Annotated in this window: 13 protein-coding genes, 1 tRNA gene and 1 pseudogene; 9 read left to right on the top strand and 6 right to left on the bottom strand. The window is 34.9% G+C overall.

Going from position 1 to position 17,395, the window contains the following annotated elements:
* Positions 1-18 precede the first annotated feature (18 nt).
* Positions 19-94 (top strand) — tRNA-Phe (locus AAEY75_RS05610).
* 166 nt (positions 95-260) lie between these two features.
* On the opposite strand, the gene AAEY75_RS05605 is transcribed toward AAEY75_RS05610, so the two are convergent.
* Entirely contained in the window at positions 261-602 is a 342-nt protein-coding gene (locus tag AAEY75_RS05605; RefSeq protein ID WP_352258960.1) for a hypothetical protein, read from the bottom strand.
* A gap of 179 nt (positions 603-781) precedes the next feature.
* Between AAEY75_RS05605 and AAEY75_RS05600 the strand changes: the two genes are divergently transcribed.
* Positions 782-1,282, top strand: a complete 501-nt coding sequence (locus AAEY75_RS05600) for a DUF4385 domain-containing protein (protein ID WP_197099443.1) — start codon at positions 782-784, stop codon at positions 1,280-1,282.
* Positions 1,283-1,483: 201 nt separating this feature from the next.
* Positions 1,484-2,167, top strand: coding sequence for a phosphoglycolate phosphatase (locus AAEY75_RS05595; RefSeq protein ID WP_197099444.1), 684 nt, complete (start codon positions 1,484-1,486; stop codon positions 2,165-2,167).
* Between the two features lie 101 nt (positions 2,168-2,268).
* On the opposite strand, the pseudogene AAEY75_RS05590 reads toward AAEY75_RS05595, so the two are convergent.
* Positions 2,269-2,679: pseudogene (locus AAEY75_RS05590) on the bottom strand (magnesium chelatase subunit ChlI family protein); the annotation flags it as partial.
* An 81-nt stretch (positions 2,680-2,760) separates the two neighbouring features.
* Between AAEY75_RS05590 and AAEY75_RS05585 the strand changes: the two are divergent.
* The 5 genes from AAEY75_RS05585 (at position 2,761) to AAEY75_RS05565 (ending at position 9,225) form a co-directional block, all read left to right on the top strand.
* Positions 2,761-3,423 (top strand): TnsA endonuclease N-terminal domain-containing protein, encoded by a 663-nt coding sequence (locus tag AAEY75_RS05585; protein WP_352258957.1) that lies wholly within the window; start codon positions 2,761-2,763, stop codon positions 3,421-3,423.
* Positions 3,424-3,427: 4 nt separating this feature from the next.
* Positions 3,428-5,317 (top strand): TnsB C-terminal domain-containing protein, encoded by a 1,890-nt coding sequence (locus AAEY75_RS05580; protein ID WP_352258955.1) that lies wholly within the window; start codon positions 3,428-3,430, stop codon positions 5,315-5,317.
* A 3-nt stretch (positions 5,318-5,320) separates the two neighbouring features.
* Positions 5,321-6,223 (top strand): TniB family NTP-binding protein, encoded by a 903-nt coding sequence (locus AAEY75_RS05575; RefSeq protein ID WP_352258953.1) that lies wholly within the window; start codon positions 5,321-5,323, stop codon positions 6,221-6,223.
* Entirely contained in the window at positions 6,220-7,263 is a 1,044-nt protein-coding gene (locus tag AAEY75_RS05570; protein ID WP_352258951.1) for a TniQ family protein, read from the top strand. The genes AAEY75_RS05575 and AAEY75_RS05570 overlap by 4 nt, the downstream gene beginning before the upstream one ends.
* 99 nt (positions 7,264-7,362) lie before the next feature.
* Complete coding sequence (locus AAEY75_RS05565) at positions 7,363-9,225, top strand: HsdM family class I SAM-dependent methyltransferase (RefSeq protein WP_352258949.1); 1,863 nt, start codon at positions 7,363-7,365, stop codon at positions 9,223-9,225.
* 559 nt (positions 9,226-9,784) lie between these two features.
* Here the strand turns inward: AAEY75_RS05565 and AAEY75_RS05560 are convergent.
* From AAEY75_RS05560 to AAEY75_RS05550, 3 genes are all read right to left on the bottom strand, one after another.
* A complete protein-coding gene (locus AAEY75_RS05560; protein WP_352258947.1) occupies positions 9,785-10,444 on the bottom strand; it encodes a hypothetical protein in 660 nt (219 codons plus the stop codon).
* A gap of 4 nt (positions 10,445-10,448) precedes the next feature.
* Positions 10,449-13,037, bottom strand: a complete 2,589-nt coding sequence (locus AAEY75_RS05555; RefSeq protein WP_352258945.1) for an ATP-binding protein — start codon at positions 13,035-13,037, stop codon at positions 10,449-10,451.
* Positions 13,038-13,390: 353 nt separating this feature from the next.
* Positions 13,391-13,582, bottom strand: coding sequence for a helix-turn-helix domain-containing protein (locus AAEY75_RS05550; RefSeq protein ID WP_352258943.1), 192 nt, complete (start codon positions 13,580-13,582; stop codon positions 13,391-13,393).
* Positions 13,583-13,684: 102 nt separating this feature from the next.
* Here AAEY75_RS05550 and AAEY75_RS05545 point away from each other — a divergent pair, with 102 nt between their 5' ends.
* On the top strand, positions 13,685-14,974 hold the full coding sequence (locus tag AAEY75_RS05545; protein ID WP_352258941.1) for a hypothetical protein: 1,290 nt from the start codon (positions 13,685-13,687) through the stop codon (positions 14,972-14,974).
* Positions 14,975-15,501: 527 nt separating this feature from the next.
* Here AAEY75_RS05545 and AAEY75_RS05540 read toward each other — a convergent pair.
* Positions 15,502-17,331: a hypothetical protein gene (locus AAEY75_RS05540; protein WP_352258939.1), complete on the bottom strand. Its 1,830-nt coding sequence runs from the start codon at positions 17,329-17,331 to the stop codon at positions 15,502-15,504.
* Between the last annotated feature and the right edge of the window lie 64 nt (positions 17,332-17,395).

Here is a 17,395-nt window from a genome sequence, read left to right as displayed (position 1 = left end):
TAGCGCCTCAACGAAGACGGCTCGATAGCTCAGTCGGTAGAGCAACGGATTGAAAATCCGTGTGTCGGCAGTTCGAACCTGCCTCGAGCCACCATTTCGTTTAAGAATTCTAAAAAGCCCCAAACATTTATGTTTGGGGCTTTTTTTATGTTTGGATTTTTATGTTTAGGTGACATGCTCAGATGTATATGAAATACTTCAAGCAAGATTAACGCAGTAATATTTTTATAGTGGAATGGCTATAAGCGCTTTCTTACTTATCACAAACGCTTTCTTAATAGTAACTCACAACGCTCACGCGAGTCCAAATCATAAACCGTCGCACGGTAATCAATACCATGACGTCCTTCGAAAAATATCACTCGATCGCCCACGGCTAAGAAACAAGATGTACGCGCATCATAAATAAACCCATCAATCACAAATGCCAAATCACGATCTATCTCGCGTACCGTGTATGTCTCCCCCTTTGGAATCAAACCCTCAAACCAAGCGCTATGAGCTGCACTAGAGATTAGCATACTTATCAGTACGGCTGACATCATAAAGCTGTTCTGTGTTAACCGCATAAAACGTGAATACGTAGTCGTTATTTTATTCATGATGATTGGCTTCCTGATAAGTAATGTCTTCAACCCGCGATAGTATTGAAGCGGTTTTATAATAGGCAGAATATAACGCTGACAGTCACAGCTGAACAACATTTATAGGCTGTTTTTTCAACAGTCCGGCTCAGTATACTAGGGTGTATTAAATATCAATATCCTCAGCAGGTAACGTTATGAGAGAATTTGATTACGACTTAGACTACCAAAATCTAGACTTGCGTGTGCAGCCCGAGCTGTATCGTGTTGGTCGTGGTGAGCAAGGAGTGCTGCTCGTAGAGCCATACAAATCTGAAATATTACCACACTGGCGTTTTGCCGATCCTGACATTGCGACCGAGAGTAGTGACACTATTTATCAGATGTTCTTAGATTATTTGGCTAACGATGACTTTGTCGGTGCGGATATGGCGCGCAAATTTATTCAAATGGGCTATACCCGTGCCCGTCGCTATGCCAACCATAAAGGTGGCAAAAAATATAAGGGAGCCGTCCCTGATGATAAAAAAGGCCAAAGCGGTGCACATGGGCGAGAAGAGCTGCCACGGCAAGAGGAAGACCCTATCAAGGCCGAATCTGCACGTATATTTAAACAGAAATGGGATCTGTGCCGCGAAAACGAAGACTATTTAAGAATGAAAAAAGAGCATCGCGAACGTTATAAAGAGGTTGAGTAGACTTAAAGTATCGTCCACAACCCATAAATATCACGTAAACAAATGGCCATTCATAATCAATGGTCATAATGACTGTTTATAATGATCGTTTATCGTTACTGGTGACAAAAATTTAGACTTAACGTCTCGCTATGCTAAGGTAATAAAAACTGTAGCCAGCAATTCAAAAAAGTACACACTTAATAGCATGGGTAAATAATAATGACTGTAAAAACGAAACAACTTTTGATTTTTGATTTCGATGGTACATTGATCGATAGCGTACCAGATTTGGCTGATGCGACCCATGCCATGCTAACCACCCTTGGCAAAGAGACCTACCCTATCGAGACGATACGCAACTGGATAGGCAATGGTTCAAGATTATTGGTCGAGCGCGCGCTAGTGGGTAAGGTAGAAGTGTTAGAAAATGAGTTAACGGTCGAGGAAGCTGATCACGCAGAGCAAATATTTTTTGAGGCTTATAAAAATCTCAGTGGCAGCAAAACCGTCGCTTACCCAGATGTCGATAGCGGACTAAAGAAACTAAAGGACGCAGGTTATACACTGGCGTTAGTAACCAATAAGCCCATTCGTTTTGTACCAAAAATCTTACAATCCTTTGGCTGGCAAGACTTATTCAGTGAAGTACTGGGCGGTGATAGTCTCTCGACTAAAAAGCCTGATCCGGCACCGCTATTGCATGTCTGTGAAGCATTAAACATTTCTCCAGAACAAGCCGTTATGATTGGTGATTCTAGAAACGATATCTTAGCCGGACAAAATGCCAATATGGACACGCTTGGGCTATCTTATGGCTATAACTACGGGCAAGATATTCGTGAGCTAAATCCTACCGAAGCGTTTGATAGCTTTCAGGCGCTGCAAGATTATCTGCTTAAATAATTATAATCTCAAAAATTTCCACAAGGTTAGTCGCATCTTTTGTGGCTTACCTTGTAAGACTTATCTTGTGGGAATGTGTGGCTCATCTTGTGGGAATAAAGTCACTTGCTACGATAACTGAGTGCCTCGGATACATGGACACTCGTGATATCTACACTATCAGAAAGGTCTGCGATAGTACGCGCTACTCGCAATACTCGATGGTAGCCACGCGCGGACAAGTTTAGGCGCTGCTGAGCGAGTTGTAATAGCTGCTGCTCACTATCTCCTAGCTGAATATATTTGTCAATCTCGCTAGGGCTCAGCTCATTATTGACCTTTTGCTGTCGCTGCATCTGATGCTTATGAGCGGCAATGACTCTAACACGCACTTGTTCGGAGGTCTCACCTGCTTGAGCATTTTGCAAGTCGGCAATGGGCAAAGCAGGCACGGTGATATGCAAATCAATACGATCTAATAGTGGCCCTGAGAGCTTGTCTTGATAGCGTTTGATTTGCTCGGGTCGACAGCGGCTGACAACTACAATTTTAACTGATAATATCGAGGAGGTAACAGTTCTAATAATAAAACAATAAATGATAATTTGATAAAAATGACTAAATATACAACTTTAAATGATAATTCTCCCGCAAGAATTATCCCTAGAAATCATAGAACTATGACAGGATTTGTTCATGGTAATAACAACGGTATGTACTCAGGCTTTGAATCAAGCCTAGAACGCGATGCTCTGATATTAACTGAATTTAATCCATCTATTATAAGTTACCTTTCTCAACCAAGAACATTCGATTACTTTCATGATAATAAACGTAGGACATATACACCTGATATTCTTATAGAATATAAAAATGGGAAAAAGCTTTATATCGAGGTTAAATATCGAGAAGACCTAAAGGAAGACTGGAGTATTTTAAAACCTAAGTTTAGAGCAGCCATTAAAGAATTATCTAGTGAAACAGACACACGATTTAAAATCTGGACAGAAAAAGAAATTAGAACTCCTTTCCTCAAGAATGCTACATTTTTGCTTCCATATAGACATAGAAGCTTCGAAAACTATCAGCTTGAAATGATTAAGAAAGTCGTTTCAAGATTCGATGAAACAACCCCTGAAGATATTATTGGAATATGTTCCAGCAATTTAGAAGCTCGTGCTGAATTCTTAAATACTTTATGGTATGCCTTGTCTAGTCAGATAATAAAGGCTGATTTAACTCGTCCCTTAACAATGCAATCTTCTATATGGATCTAATAAAATGTATGAAGTGAAACTCAATGTAGGTGAAGAGGTCTTTAGTGGTAACTCTCGTTATAGAATAACAGCTATTCTGGATATAGAACATGTATGCGTTCGTAGCAGTTTTACTGGGAAGACAAAAAAAATTCATATTTCTGAATTGTCTTCAAGCCCTGTCAATGAAGACTGTTCGGAGATAATACCAGCTATTGAGCTAATGCACATTCCAGACGATGAGTGGATTAAAATCCATAATAAGGCTGGACTTTTTAACAACATTCTTCAATCTGAATATGAAGACAGACGTGACGAGATAAAAAAAGCTGCTGAAGAATTAAAGATATCAGAGCCGACCTTATATAAGCAATTGCAAAAGTACAAAGCAAGTAACGGTGATCCAACCAGTTTGTTAAGAAAAAAGCGTGTGGATAATGGGCGTTTCGAGCCTGAGATAGAGGCAATAATACAATCATGTATAACTCAATATCTATCAACAGATAAATTAAAAGTTTCAGATATTTTTAGAAATCTAGAAATCCAAGTTTATCAATATAACAAGCTGCATGGAACTTCACTCACTACGCCACACATCAATACTATAAGGTACAGAATATCTCAACTTACTGCTGCTGAAATTGGATCGACAAGACTAGGTAAAAATGGTCAAGAATCTTATCGTCCTGTCATTGGGAAGTTTCCAGAGGTGATAAAACCTTTAGAAATTGTACAAATTGACCATACCCCTCTAGATCTTATGATTGTTGATGATGTTAATCGACTGGCCATAGGTAGGCCAACAATTACATTAGCAATTGATGTTTTCAGTAGGATGGTTACTGGTTTTTACATCTCACTAGAAAAGCCAAATACCTTGCTAACAGGATGTTGTATTACACACTCAATCTTAGATAAGAAGAAATGGTTAGCAGATCACAAAATAGATGCTCAATGGCCAGTGTATGGATTAATAGATACTATCCATACAGATAATGGCAAAGAGTTTCATGGTAAAGCTTTAAAAAGAGCATGTGAGAAATACCATATTAATCTAACCAAAAGACCAGTTGGGACGCCAAGGTATGGCGGTCATATCGAAAGGCTGTTTAAGACTTTCAATGATACAGGCATACATACTCTACCCGGAACTACTAAATCAAATATTGTGGATAAAGGGGAATACGATTCAGAAAAGAAAGCAGTATTAACTTTGTTTGAACTCGAAACTTGGTTTACTGAACTGGTTGTCAATATTTATCATCATACTGTTCATTCTGAACTTGGAATAACCCCATTTGAGAAGTATAAAGAAGGAATATTAGGTAACGATACTACTTTGGGTAGAGGGCTTCCTCCTAAGATAGAACATGAACTACAACTTAAAATAGATTTCTTACCATATGAAGAAAGAAGTGTACAAAAATACGGCATACAACTTTTTGGTATTCTCTATTATCATGACCTGCTAAGAAAATGGATACGTCAACCAGACAAGACACGTAGAAAGTCGAAACAATTTACTATCAAATATGATCCACGAGATCTAAGTTCAGTATTCTTCTATGATCCTGATATGAACTCATACATTACTGTGCCATATAGAAATTCGAGTAGACCAGCGATATCTTTATGGGAACTAAGAGAGATCAAAAAAAGATTAGCAGATTCAGCCCCAACAGGTCAGGTAACCGAAGACGAGATTTTTGAAGCTAGAATTAAGATGGCAAACATCGTTGAAAACGCTTCGAAAGAGACAAAAAAAATAAGACGCTTGAAACAAAAGGAGTCTGTCAGAGTAAAAGAATCCATTCCACAGATGGTTGTGAAAGCTAAGCATTTAGAAGAACTTCATTTAGAAGAAATTGAGGACATAGACTTTGATATTCAGCCATTTGAAGATATAGAGGAGTAACCTGTGGAACATTTATCAGATAAAGCTCGAAGTTTAATAAAAGTTCCAAATGATGAAAAAATCTTCTATATGAATACAGATAGATGGATTGGCTATCCACGATCTCAAGAAGTGCTTAATAGTTTAGAAGATTTGATGTGCTACCCAAAGACAGATAGAATGCCAAATTTATTGATTATTGGCGATTCTAACAATGGGAAGACGAAGATATTGAAACAGTTCTTAAGGCGTTATCCAGTCGATATTGATGAGGATACTGCACTTAATGTTCAGCCTGTAGTCATGGTTTCAGCACCTTCAAAACCAGATGAAAATAGTTTCTATATTAGACTATTGCAAGAGCTGTGTACGCCTTATGTGAAGAATGAAAGCGCTAGTGTGAAAAGAGAAAGAGTCATTAGAGTGTTAAAAAAGCGTAAAACCAGAATGTTGATTATTGATGAAATTCAGCACGTTATTGCAGGTTCATACAACTCTCAAAAAAACTTTCTCAATGCAATAAAGGATTTAAGTAACACGCTACAAATTCCAATCGTTGGATCTGGCATTGAGGATGCTTTTCATGCTATTCAAGTAGATCCACAGTTGGCCAATCGATTTCAGGTAGAAGTGTTACCAAGATGGAAGATGAATACACCAGATAACACCAAGAATTTTGCACGATTAGTTGCGTCTATTGAGCAAGGTTTAATATTACCAGAGGCCTCGTATCTATATAAGAAGCCTTATCTTGAAAAAATTCATTATCTGAGTGAAGGCTTGATTGGTGAAGTTTTTCAAATCCTGAGACAGTTAGCTATTTTTTCTATTAAAAACAATCAAACTAGTATCAATGAAAACACTTTCAAATCTTTGAATTTATTACCACCCTCTAGCAGACGTAAACTATTAAGTCAGTTAAGATGAGCAGTAAATATCAGGGTCTAGAGCTATCCTATAGGTTGCAGTTACTTCCAATATGTAAAGACGAACTACTTAGGTCTTGGTTCATCCGTAATGCCTTATTTCTCAATATGAAACCATCACAGCTATCTACTATTATTTTCCAAAACACTGATATTTGGAAGTCAGATATTGATACTCAGCTTTCTAAAAAAAATATTGAGTCACTTTTAAGCACTGTAAAAATTAAAAAAGAAGATTTAGATAAAACGTTAATCTCTTTTAACTGTGATTATTTTCATCCTCATTTAAATGATTCTAAGCAGATAAAATGGGTTTTGAGCATAGGTGTTCATCAGAGGGGTCAAAAGAGCAGTATTCAGTACTGTCCAGTATGTATCTCAACAGATAAGACTCCATATTTTAGGATGTATTGGCGATTAGGATTTCTGACGGTTTGTAATATTCATAGTGTTTGTTTTTTAGACAACTGCTATAAGTGTGGTGCCTCAATAGACCTGATTCGTTATGAAAAGAATCATAACGAGCACTTTCAACAATTTGATTATCTAAAATGCAGTCAATGCTATTCTGACTTGAGAGACGCCCCAAAAATAAAGCCCTGTTATTACGAGCTCAAGACAAACCGAGAGCATTTTCAATTGCTAACTAGAGGCTACGGTAATATCGGCAACTCAAATTTTAATTACTCACATATCTACTTTGATGGTTTTAAACGGATTATGTCATTTATACTCTGCAGTCAAAACGGCTTTGAGATGTTCAAGTATATTATCCGTATAAACAACTTAGATAAAAAGTATATTACTGATAGGGTGATGATACGTAAGCATTCAGAGCCTGAACACTTGTCACTTGGCATGCGGAAAGTCAGTATGATCTTCTCATGTTATATAATGAGAGACTGGCCTATAAGTTTTATTAAAATCTGTAAAGAATTTGGAATTACTAAACGATACATGTACTCTCCACACCTCAGTTATCCTTTCTGGTTGAACAAGGTCTTAGACTCAGAGCTGGCTCCAGACAAAAATATAGGTTAATAAACCTAAACTTAACTATGCATTTTTTATAAAAACCTTAATCCTATTGTGGCAATCTAGTCATATAAACTTTGAAAGATAACTTGAAGCAACTTAATAATGAAAAATATATTTGATTTACTCAAAAGCGAATCTATTACTGATCCACAGTTAGTTGATAGCTTTATAGTTTCAGCTTTTGTAAAAGCTAATAATATCTCAGTGAATAATAATAAATTTATTTTAAGTTACTTAGTTTGTGAAAGTAGTATTTATTTCTCTCAATATTGCGATTTCTTAAATAGGGTGAAAGAAAGCATTATTTCTTTTACTCTTGAACACTTAATTCAGATGTTTGAATTTGTCATTTCACCTTCTGATAGGATTGTTAGTGGCGCAATATATACACCTAATTATATAAGGGAATATATAATTAACACAGTTTCTTATAGAAAAAAAGTTAAAAAATCTACATTTGTGGATATATCCTGTGGATGTGGTGGTTTCCTACTAACTACAGCTCAAGTATTGAAACAGAAAAAAAATTTAGACTTTAAAGATATTTATGAAAACTACTTATTCGGTATAGATATCAAGGAATATTCAATTAATAGAACAAAGATTCTGCTTTCTCTAAATGCATTATTACAAGGTCAAGATGACTCAGAGTACAAGTTTAATTTATACGTACAAGATGCTTTAATTTTTAAGTGGCAAAATGTAGTTGATGATTTTAAAGGTTTTGATTTCATTATTGGAAATCCGCCATATGTTTGTGCAAAAAACCTAGATGAAAATAGCAAAAAAAACCTCAAACATTGGAGTGTTACAAATTCTGGAAATACAGACTTATATATTCCTTTTTTCCAAATTGCGATTGAAAACTTAAAGCCCAATGGTTTAATTGGTTTTATCACGATGAACTCATTCTTTAAGAGCTTAAATGCAAGACTTTTAAGAGAATATTTTAAAACTCTATCATTACAAATGAAAATTATTGATTTTGGTTCTGAACAAGTATTTAAATCAAAGAACACATATACTTGCTTATGTTTAATTAAGAAATCTAAGCAAAACCACATTAACTATGTACGTACTAACTCGCAGAACCTTTCAGAAATCAATGAAATAGACTTTCATCAAGTATATTACAATAATTTAAATTCTCATACTGGTTGGAATCTTCAAAATCATGATTTGATTGAGAAAATTGAGGCAACAGGGAAGCCTTTCGGTGAAATTTTCACAACACGTCATGGAATTGCAACACTCAAAAACGATATTTTTATTTTTAAACCCTGCAGGAGTAATGAAAGTTACCATTACCTTCTAGATGATGAGAATAATGAATATCCAATTGAAAAAGGAATTTGTCGAGATATTTACAATACTAATAAATTGAGTAGTATGCAAGTTGCAGAAGAGCTAGTACAACAGATCATTTTTCCTTATTTAACTTTTAATGATAAAGCTGTCTTAATTGATGAAAAAGAACTACAGACACATTTCCCTCAAGCATACAAATATTTAAAGTTGAATAAAGATAAGTTAGCTTTACGAGATAAAGGTAAGGGGAATTATGCGGCTTGGTACTCGTTCGGTAGAACGCAGTCTCTGCAGAATTTAGAATACAAACTCTTTTTCCCAAAGTATTCAAATTCAAATCCATACTTCATAATAAATACCGACAGGTCAGTCAAATTTTATAATGGACTTGCTCTAATAGGTAATTCATTGAAAGAGATTGAATTTGCCAGGTTAATTATGCAAACACGTTTATTTTGGTTCTATATATCTTCGACAGGCAAACCTTATTCTGCTAATTATTATTCATTAAATGGAAATTATATTCGTAACTTTGGTATATATAACTTTAATGAACATGAAATTGACTATCTACTTTCTGAGAAAGATATTAATAAGATAAATAGCTATTTCGAAGCCAAATACGAAATTGATTTAAATGGGCTGATTGGAGATTGATATTTAACCTCATATATTCTGATATTACTGATGTGATCTCAAATACTTTATGTATATGACCCAATAATCAACAAGCTCGGCTAATAAGTCTTTGGCTCTCAGACTAGGATTATTTCTATTTATTTCACTAATCATTTCCATTCTTTGATGAATCTCATCGAGCATCCATATTATTTGATATCTTAATAAATAAAGTTTTAATACATGATACATAATTTTTGCATCTGATGAAACTGGCACGATACTACCATTACTATTTCTATTGAAATGTGTATTATAATCGTGATCACAAGGGTCAAGAAAATGTGGATTATCTATATCTGATTTGGTGTTATTTACATAAGAACAGCTATAAACTAAATTTGAATAAGCAGTCTTGATTCCAGGATGCAGGGAATGAGGTCTGAAGTGGTCAATATGAAATGTTCCTGAGCCACCGAACCAAATATCTGAGCAGTCTGTATATCCGCATCTTTTATTAAAATCGCTAGCTAAGTATGTTTTAAACGATCTATAATTTTTATAGGTTATCGTGCATGTTCTTACCGGAGCTTGTTTTCTAAATTTGATCATTTTTTTTGAATTCCTCAATGAACTCATCTACTTTAGATAGTAATTTAACTAAATTGTCTTGGTTTGATATTTTTTTTAGCTCATGAGGTATTGGATTTCTAGCATCTATAGATTCTTCAAGAAAATCATCAAGCTCTATTAACCGCTCTTCCTCTTTGATACTTAATTTACGCTCATTAGAATTTTCTATTAGTGACGTTAGCTCTTCCTGAGCCTCAGAAATTTTCTTTCGATACTTATCACACTGGCTTTTCAAACGAATGAGAAATGGGTCATTTCCTTTAGCCGTATCATCACCATATAAAATCTCTTTAGCGTAAACTTTGTTTACATCTTCACTTGCATCAATAGCATCAGTATCGTAGGAAGTCATAACAAAGCAAGGAAAGCCCTTCTTTATCTCTAGAATAGATTCCACAAGGTCTACTCCATTGTATTCTATGGCATAAACAATATCTTCTTTGATCTCATTAAGCATGAAATCAGAAACGACAGCATCAATATCAGATTTTAATATTTTCTCACACATGTCATCTAGTTTTGATTCTGGAAACACTGGAATCAGCTTGATTTCATCAGCTAGAGAAGAGTTATATACATACTCCTCAAATAGTTCATGTGTTGCTTTCTCTTCATCAATAAACATTATTTTAATCATTTTCTTTTCTCTTAAACTTTGTAGGAAAAGTTATTTTTACTGCAAAGCCAATATTAGGATAAAGGAGCTGGATATCACCATCATTTTCTTCGATAACTGACTTTATTATCCACATTCCTAGACCAGTACCTACTTCGTCACCAGTGGAAGAGCTCCTCTTAGTTGTAAAAAGCGGTTCAAAAATTTCATTAGCATTCGTAATCTCTGGATTTAGCCCGCACCCACTATCTTTATATTCAATAATCAATTGACTGTCAGTTTCAGATACTTTAACACAAACCTCTCTATCCCTATTTTCTTTTAGGATGTTAAATGAGTCTATTGAATTAACTAAAAGATTATTAAAAATACTATCTAAATCAATCTCGAAAGCCCTTATAGAACAGTCATTGACGTCATCAATAATTAGATTGATGTTACGGCTGTCTAAGACTCCGGTCCAATCTTGTTTGTAGTTTTTGAAATAAGGTACAAGTTTTATATTCTTTCGATTTCTTTTGTCTTTTCTAGTAGATCCTAATGAAAAGCTTAGCCAATTCGCTAACTTCATATCGTCTTTCTTCATATTTCTTGCTAGATGAAATGGGTTTCTAAATACAGGTACATTAGAAAAATCATTTTCTTCTAAACTTTCAGAGAGAACCCGTTCTAATCTACTAATTCTATGTTTTAAGATATCTTTTAATTTGCTTAAATCGTGGCTGAAAGAAGCCATAACAATACCACTGCTAGCTAAAGCTCTAAGCATTTTTTGCTCTTCTTTTAACTTTTCTATTTCTTCATTTTTAGATTCGACTGCATAGGCTAGAACTTCTTTCTCAGGATCGCTACTTACATTGCTGCTAGAGGCCTGACTACCAGATTTCTCTCTACTTCTTTTGATTATCTCTTCAGCTAATTTATTAGCTTTCTCTTTATCTCTAGAGCCTTGATGGAAAGATCTATCGTATTGATCCATATGCTGAGCTATATAAGACCTATCGATTTCAAAAACATGAATTATTGAGTTAATGATTTTTTTAAATACTTCAAAAGTTTTATTGTCTTGAAGACCTTCCCGACTTGATTTGTCTTCAAATGCAATATTAGTCAATCTAGATATTTTTATTGCGCCCGATATGTTTTCAGGATTAATTCTATAGCCAGCACCTTTTTTTGCAACACCAGCAGGACTTGCTGCCTTCCTACTACCGAGACCAAGCCAATCAAAAGAGCTTTGATTCACTTCACCATAAGGTCTTACTCTAAAATCATCTCTAAAAATCTTGATCCCACTAAATGAATCTAACCAATATTTTCTTTGGCTTGAGTTAATTGCTCTATAAAAAAAACGTTTAGCATCAGGAGAGCTATAAGTTTTCTTCATAAAAAATAATGTGAACTCAAACTCACCAATGTCATCAAAAACGTTGTCCTGATCAACGACTGTATATCCGGGCAATAACTCACCGAAGGTTCTTGTTACTTGCCAAAACCCCCTTTCAAAATCTTCTTTTAGATAAGGTTCTTCTTGGAAAGTAGGCATTTCAAAGAGTGAGTCTGGTAGAGACTGAACATCATACTCATTTCTATAAACTTTTATTTCTACATTTTTATCCCGGCTTGCCTTAGCGACTAGCTTAAAATCATAATCATCACATACTATTCCCTGAATCTCGCCGTAATCAGTCTTATGTGAAGAACTATAAAGAAACAAGATAAACTCAGCAGTTTCTTTCGGAGGGACAAGTACTTCTAGGTCCTTATACAACTGATTGATGTAATACTCACTCCAATCATCTCTCAAGCCAGATATCTTAAGAATAGTACCGAAATCAGTTGATATACTACTGTTTTTTGTTTCATAGATACGATCCCTAATTATGCTCCACTCTTCTTCTGGTATAATTTTTTTAACCTCATCTAGATAATCAAGGCTATTTCTTTGCATAAGAGTTGCATTGACACTATCAATCGTCTTGTTTTGACCGTCAAAGTCCTCCCAGTTAACCTCCCATTCATATCCATTTGCCATATCTATACTTTTGAACTTTTGGTGGACGTCAGGATTAAAAACAGTGGTCATCTTACATTTTGACCCCAACCTATCAAGAGCAAATCTTCCAATCCCCTTAGCTCCTGACTTTACTCTTCCCGATTGAGTAAATATATCATTAGCTTTATTATCCGTACCTATAGTCATCCAATTGTTAATGATAATATCTTTGGTCATTCCTTCGCCAAAATCGATTATATATAGGACAACACATTTTGAAAGATGACTCTTGAAGTCTAATATATCCTCGTCTGATTCAGATTGAAACTTATATATATCGTTCTTCACACTATGTTTTTTATAGTATTTATTTAAAATGCATCTGCTGATTCCAGACTTATACAACTCACATAGATAGTTCTCATCCGCTTCTTCCTTCAATCTAGTATATGTAAAATCGAAATAGACTATACATAAATCACTATCAGCATCGTAAGCATTTTTAACAAGTTCAATAACAGCTCCTTTGGCTGAAGCTACATTCTCTCTACCTATTAGCCTAGCTGTCCTAGCAGAGACTTTGAATGGAATTTTTTCGATGCTCATTTTAATCCTTATATTTTGAGCCTCACTAGATATAAGAGTCTCATATTTATATGATATTATTTTGTAATGGAACAATAAAACTGGAAGGCGTATAAGAGATTATACTAACTTAAAGAGAAGAAGATACAATAATCAACAAACGTAGATAGTATTTCTAAAATACTCAAAGCATATAATAAATGAGAAGAGTTTGTACTAGCAGAACACTATTTCAATGTACATTTTTTAATTTGAACTAATTACTGATGAATCCTTTCAAAGAGTCAGTTATTATTGAACTAAATGCAAACTTTTCATTCAAAGGTTTTCTCAATAGGCATTAGTAACCTTTGAAGCTTGCAGATGTAGAAATTTCAAATTAGGTTTTGTATCTCAATACCTAACGCATCACATATCTCATAAGCCTTCTTCAGCGTAACATTCTTCTCTCCACGCTCAATATTTCCCATATAGCTTCGATCAATGCCTGCCATCTCTGCCAATCTTTCTTGAGATATTCCTTTACCTTTACGCATCTCACGAACGCGCTTCCCAAAGGCAATCATACGATCATCTGTTGTCATTTCATTAACCACTGCTAAAGATAGCAATACTCACAGTGGTGAGCTACAATATCCACGGGATATAGTCGGTATTGAGAGGTAAACGTGAAAACTAAATTAGAGTATCAGTCGGATATAACAGAAACTAATAAGCTTATCTGTCAGAGGTACTGGTTAAGAGAAGGCGATAAACGAAGTGGTTTTATATATACCTGTAGAGAGATAGGTCAAGAGTTTGATGTTAAGCATCAGGATATACCTAGTATCGTTAAAATAAATGCTCATCTTGTCGTACTGGACTGTCAATGCATAGACTGCGGTACAACTAAGGTTTGCTATACTCGTTCACAGCTAATTCGATTGGATCTTATTAGATGGCGGTGTGATGATTGCAAGGAGGCGCTTGAAAAAAGAATGGATCAAGAGTACTTAGAGCATCGTCTTAAACAAGACCGCTTAGTAGAAGAGAGAAGACAGACCGCTCTAGAGTACATCAATCAGTACAGGAGCATTCAATTGAGCAATATTCCTTCAGTCACTGAGCTTAACGATGTGGATAAACTTCTACTCGCAGCGACTGTAGAGAGCCTAGGGGCAGATAATATAAGGAATACAGTCTCTCTACGTGACAATTTATCATTACCTTTATCACCGTTCTCTAAATTAGATGAAGAGATACTACATCATCTCTTTAACCGAAATCTGCTCATACTAGCTCCTGAAAATAGCTACGAATACGTAACCATCAACGAAGAACAGGAGTTAGAAATAGACTTCTATCAAGCGATTTTTGAGTTTACTTATAGTATTGAGAATCTTACTAGGATTATGATAAACGCTAAATCTAGAAAAAATACCAGTGCTCTAGTAGCGGATAGTCAATTTAAGAGCTGGTGTGAAAAGTTACAGCTAGGAGAGTGTTTAAGCTACCTGATTACTAGGTCAAGACTAAACTATCTAGCACCGCCTATTGGCGACAAGCTAGTTAGCATTCTCAGAGCATGTTTAGCTGAATGCTCTGTATCAACCATGCATTATGTCATTTGGAAGTCTGTTGAAAATGCTGCTGCATACGTGCAAAAACCAGGTATCACTCGAAGACATGCTTCAAACTCTATTTCTGGTAATATAGAAAGAGTATTCGGTAAAATATATAGTGGTAGTTGGAGTCACAATAAATCTTTTCGCGATGCTAGCCACCCTCAGTCTGCGATGACCAAAATATTTTTTGATTATGTATTTGGAGTAGATGATAGTAGTTTTTATCACACTATTGATGAGCTATTCAGTCCATATAAGTCTCAGAAAACTTTAGAGCAATTAAGTTATGCAACTCTAGGAGGTACTAGAAGCACTAATTATTCAGTCACAATCGATGATTTGAAAACAGTTTAGATAATTATTTGCACAACGATAAAAACTCCAAAATATTGAGAAGTAAACCTACGCAGTATTATCGTAAACTTAACATTCTGAAAGAGCAAGGCTATAAAACTACGCTTCCGAGATTAAAAAACGCGCTGTTCGTATGATCATTGAAGCACAGAACAACCATTCCTCTACATAGTCAGCCATTCAAGCAATCACTCTTAAGATTAGTCGCACGCCCGAAACTCTACATTCACGACACGAAAAGCATATAGGCCAAACTATTCTTATATTTACACAGATACAAGACCAACTCACCAAAAATCTTGAACAATAGTATTACATTAGTCCTGATCTAGCAGACCAAGCGAACCAAATTCAGTAAACAGCCTCTAATATAATTGGGGCAGTTCCTGATGCGGCAATCGGTAATACTCTACAGCGCAGCTCAATTCCACATTGCTACACTATTAAAGTAATCAAAATATGCATTGTTCTCTATAAGTAATAGGTTAGGAGAAGAAACTTTTGCTTTCAAGGGCAGATTCTATTATTTAAGTAAATAGATTCTCACTTAGCTGCTGAATAACTTCATCAGCTTTATCAATTATCCTGTTTTCAATTGGTCTATTAAGACTACTAGTATGCTTTAGTGGTTTTACTATATTAAATCCAGACTCTAATATTGATTTTATTCCTCTACCACTATTCTCATTAATTTTATTTATAATACTAGCTAGTACCGTCTCATTTGTGCCGATTTTGAAGTCTGCAAAGAGAAATAAACTGAATGTGGTACTTTTATAAGGTTCAATATCTAAGCAGTACAGCATACCACTATTTTCTATCTCCACTCTTAATAGTAATCCCTTTCGATTTCTATCATAAACTTGAGACCATTTCGTACCTTCAAAACTGAACAACCCATATGGATGAGTATTGTCAGTCTGATTCAACGGAAGGGCTGTAATAGTCCAGTTATCCTTTCCCGATTCAATTTCATGAAAAATTTTAGAAATTTCATCAAGGGTCTTAATTTTAGTTTCACCTCTTTCGGGAATGATTTGTACTGGGTTAATCACATTATTTCTTGTATAGTTTTCTTGACCTAAAGATCCTTGGTCTACATAATGTTGGTCTTGCATTTGAAATAATTGACTAACGCCTATAGCATTATAAATAGTCTCTTCTATGCCATCTTGATCATGTGTCTTTTTAACTGATAATGTATCGAGGCAAGGAAAACGTCCACCTTGATCAAGCTCTATAATTAACTCAGTTTCGTTAGCACTAGGTCTATCTCCAGCAGTAAATCCTATTTGATCTTCTTTTACTAATTTTTGTTCTTTAGATACTCTAGGTTTGTACTCTTCTCTTTCATGGTCTTTAAAGGTTTCCGCACTGATTATGTGTAATTTTTCAAACGGCCAAGGATGATAGCAAGTTTGAATTTTACGTATTAAAAAGAATTTTTTTTCACTATCTTCTTTATTCAGATAGTATCCTATAACTTCAAGTTCAGTTCGATCTTCAAAAGGTAAGTTTGTTTCTAAGGGTAATCCAGTCAACTTATGATAATAACCCTCTCGTTCTGAATGTTTCAGGGCATTGTTCGCACGACTATAGATTAATCGCATTGCAAGTAGTGCTTTTCTATCCATTAAAGCTCTAGCTATGAAAGGGACATCACTATCGAGAAAATATCTGCTGTTCAGCTTTATTGAACATGTGTCATAGTTATCTGGCACACTTCCTATCAGCTCAGCTAACTCTGTCATTCTATCTTCTTCGAATAATTTAGAAATAAAGTATTTTGAAGCAGAAAAATAGTGTCTGATAATTTCAGAATAAGGAATAAGAACTGTGACTTTTTCGCCATTGACGATAGAATCTGAAATAGCTAGCAAAGACAATTTATTATTTTGATTTAAAGGATTAAATTTAGCAGAGACACCCAAGTCTTTGTAAATATCCCCTTGAGTAACCTTAGTTCGTTCTATACCTATTTCAATAGTTTCTGAGGTAATGGGCTCAAAAACTTTTTTAATAGATCTTGAATCTACAGCCTTCCAAATTGAGCCTGCTGATAGAAGGTATAAATATTCAACTCTTATGTCTACAATGACTAATCTTTCATTAAATTTTGTACCAATAGAGTCAAAATATCCACTATAGTTTCTATTTAGAGCTTTATTTTCTAATCCATTTATCGAAACTGTTTTATGTAACTGAAAAAACTTAACTCTAAGAAACCCGAATACTTCATTCTTACTAATATTTTCAATCGCCTCTAATCTGTATAGTGTCTCATTTATGAAATAATTATTTTCAAAACGCTCGTCCTCAAATATTATCTTCACATTAATACCTATTCCAATTTGCACATACTTTGTTTGATAAATATAATTTTGAGCGAAATTTATAAGTTCTTTACTTTAATCAAGCACA

Origin of the sequence: Psychrobacter sp. TB55-MNA-CIBAN-0194, from assembly GCF_040309505.1 — a bacterium.
In the GTDB taxonomy this organism is placed as follows: domain Bacteria; phylum Pseudomonadota; class Gammaproteobacteria; order Pseudomonadales; family Moraxellaceae; genus Psychrobacter; species Psychrobacter fozii.
This window is presented reverse-complemented; position numbering and strand designations above follow the sequence as displayed.

Coding starts and splice junctions, on each gene's coding strand:
- AAEY75_RS05605 (WP_352258960.1), bottom strand. CDS start 602: ATGAATAAAATAACGACTACGTATTCACGTTTTATGCGGTTAACACAG.
- AAEY75_RS05600 (WP_197099443.1), top strand. CDS start 782: ATGAGAGAATTTGATTACGACTTAGACTACCAAAATCTAGACTTGCGT.
- AAEY75_RS05595 (WP_197099444.1), top strand. CDS start 1,484: ATGACTGTAAAAACGAAACAACTTTTGATTTTTGATTTCGATGGTACA.
- AAEY75_RS05585 (WP_352258957.1), top strand. CDS start 2,761: ATGACTAAATATACAACTTTAAATGATAATTCTCCCGCAAGAATTATC.
- AAEY75_RS05580 (WP_352258955.1), top strand. CDS start 3,428: ATGTATGAAGTGAAACTCAATGTAGGTGAAGAGGTCTTTAGTGGTAAC.
- AAEY75_RS05570 (WP_352258951.1), top strand. CDS start 6,220: ATGAGCAGTAAATATCAGGGTCTAGAGCTATCCTATAGGTTGCAGTTA.
- AAEY75_RS05565 (WP_352258949.1), top strand. CDS start 7,363: ATGAAAAATATATTTGATTTACTCAAAAGCGAATCTATTACTGATCCA.
- AAEY75_RS05560 (WP_352258947.1), bottom strand. CDS start 10,444: ATGTTTATTGATGAAGAGAAAGCAACACATGAACTATTTGAGGAGTAT.
- AAEY75_RS05555 (WP_352258945.1), bottom strand. CDS start 13,037: ATGAGCATCGAAAAAATTCCATTCAAAGTCTCTGCTAGGACAGCTAGG.
- AAEY75_RS05550 (WP_352258943.1), bottom strand. CDS start 13,582: ATGATTGCCTTTGGGAAGCGCGTTCGTGAGATGCGTAAAGGTAAAGGA.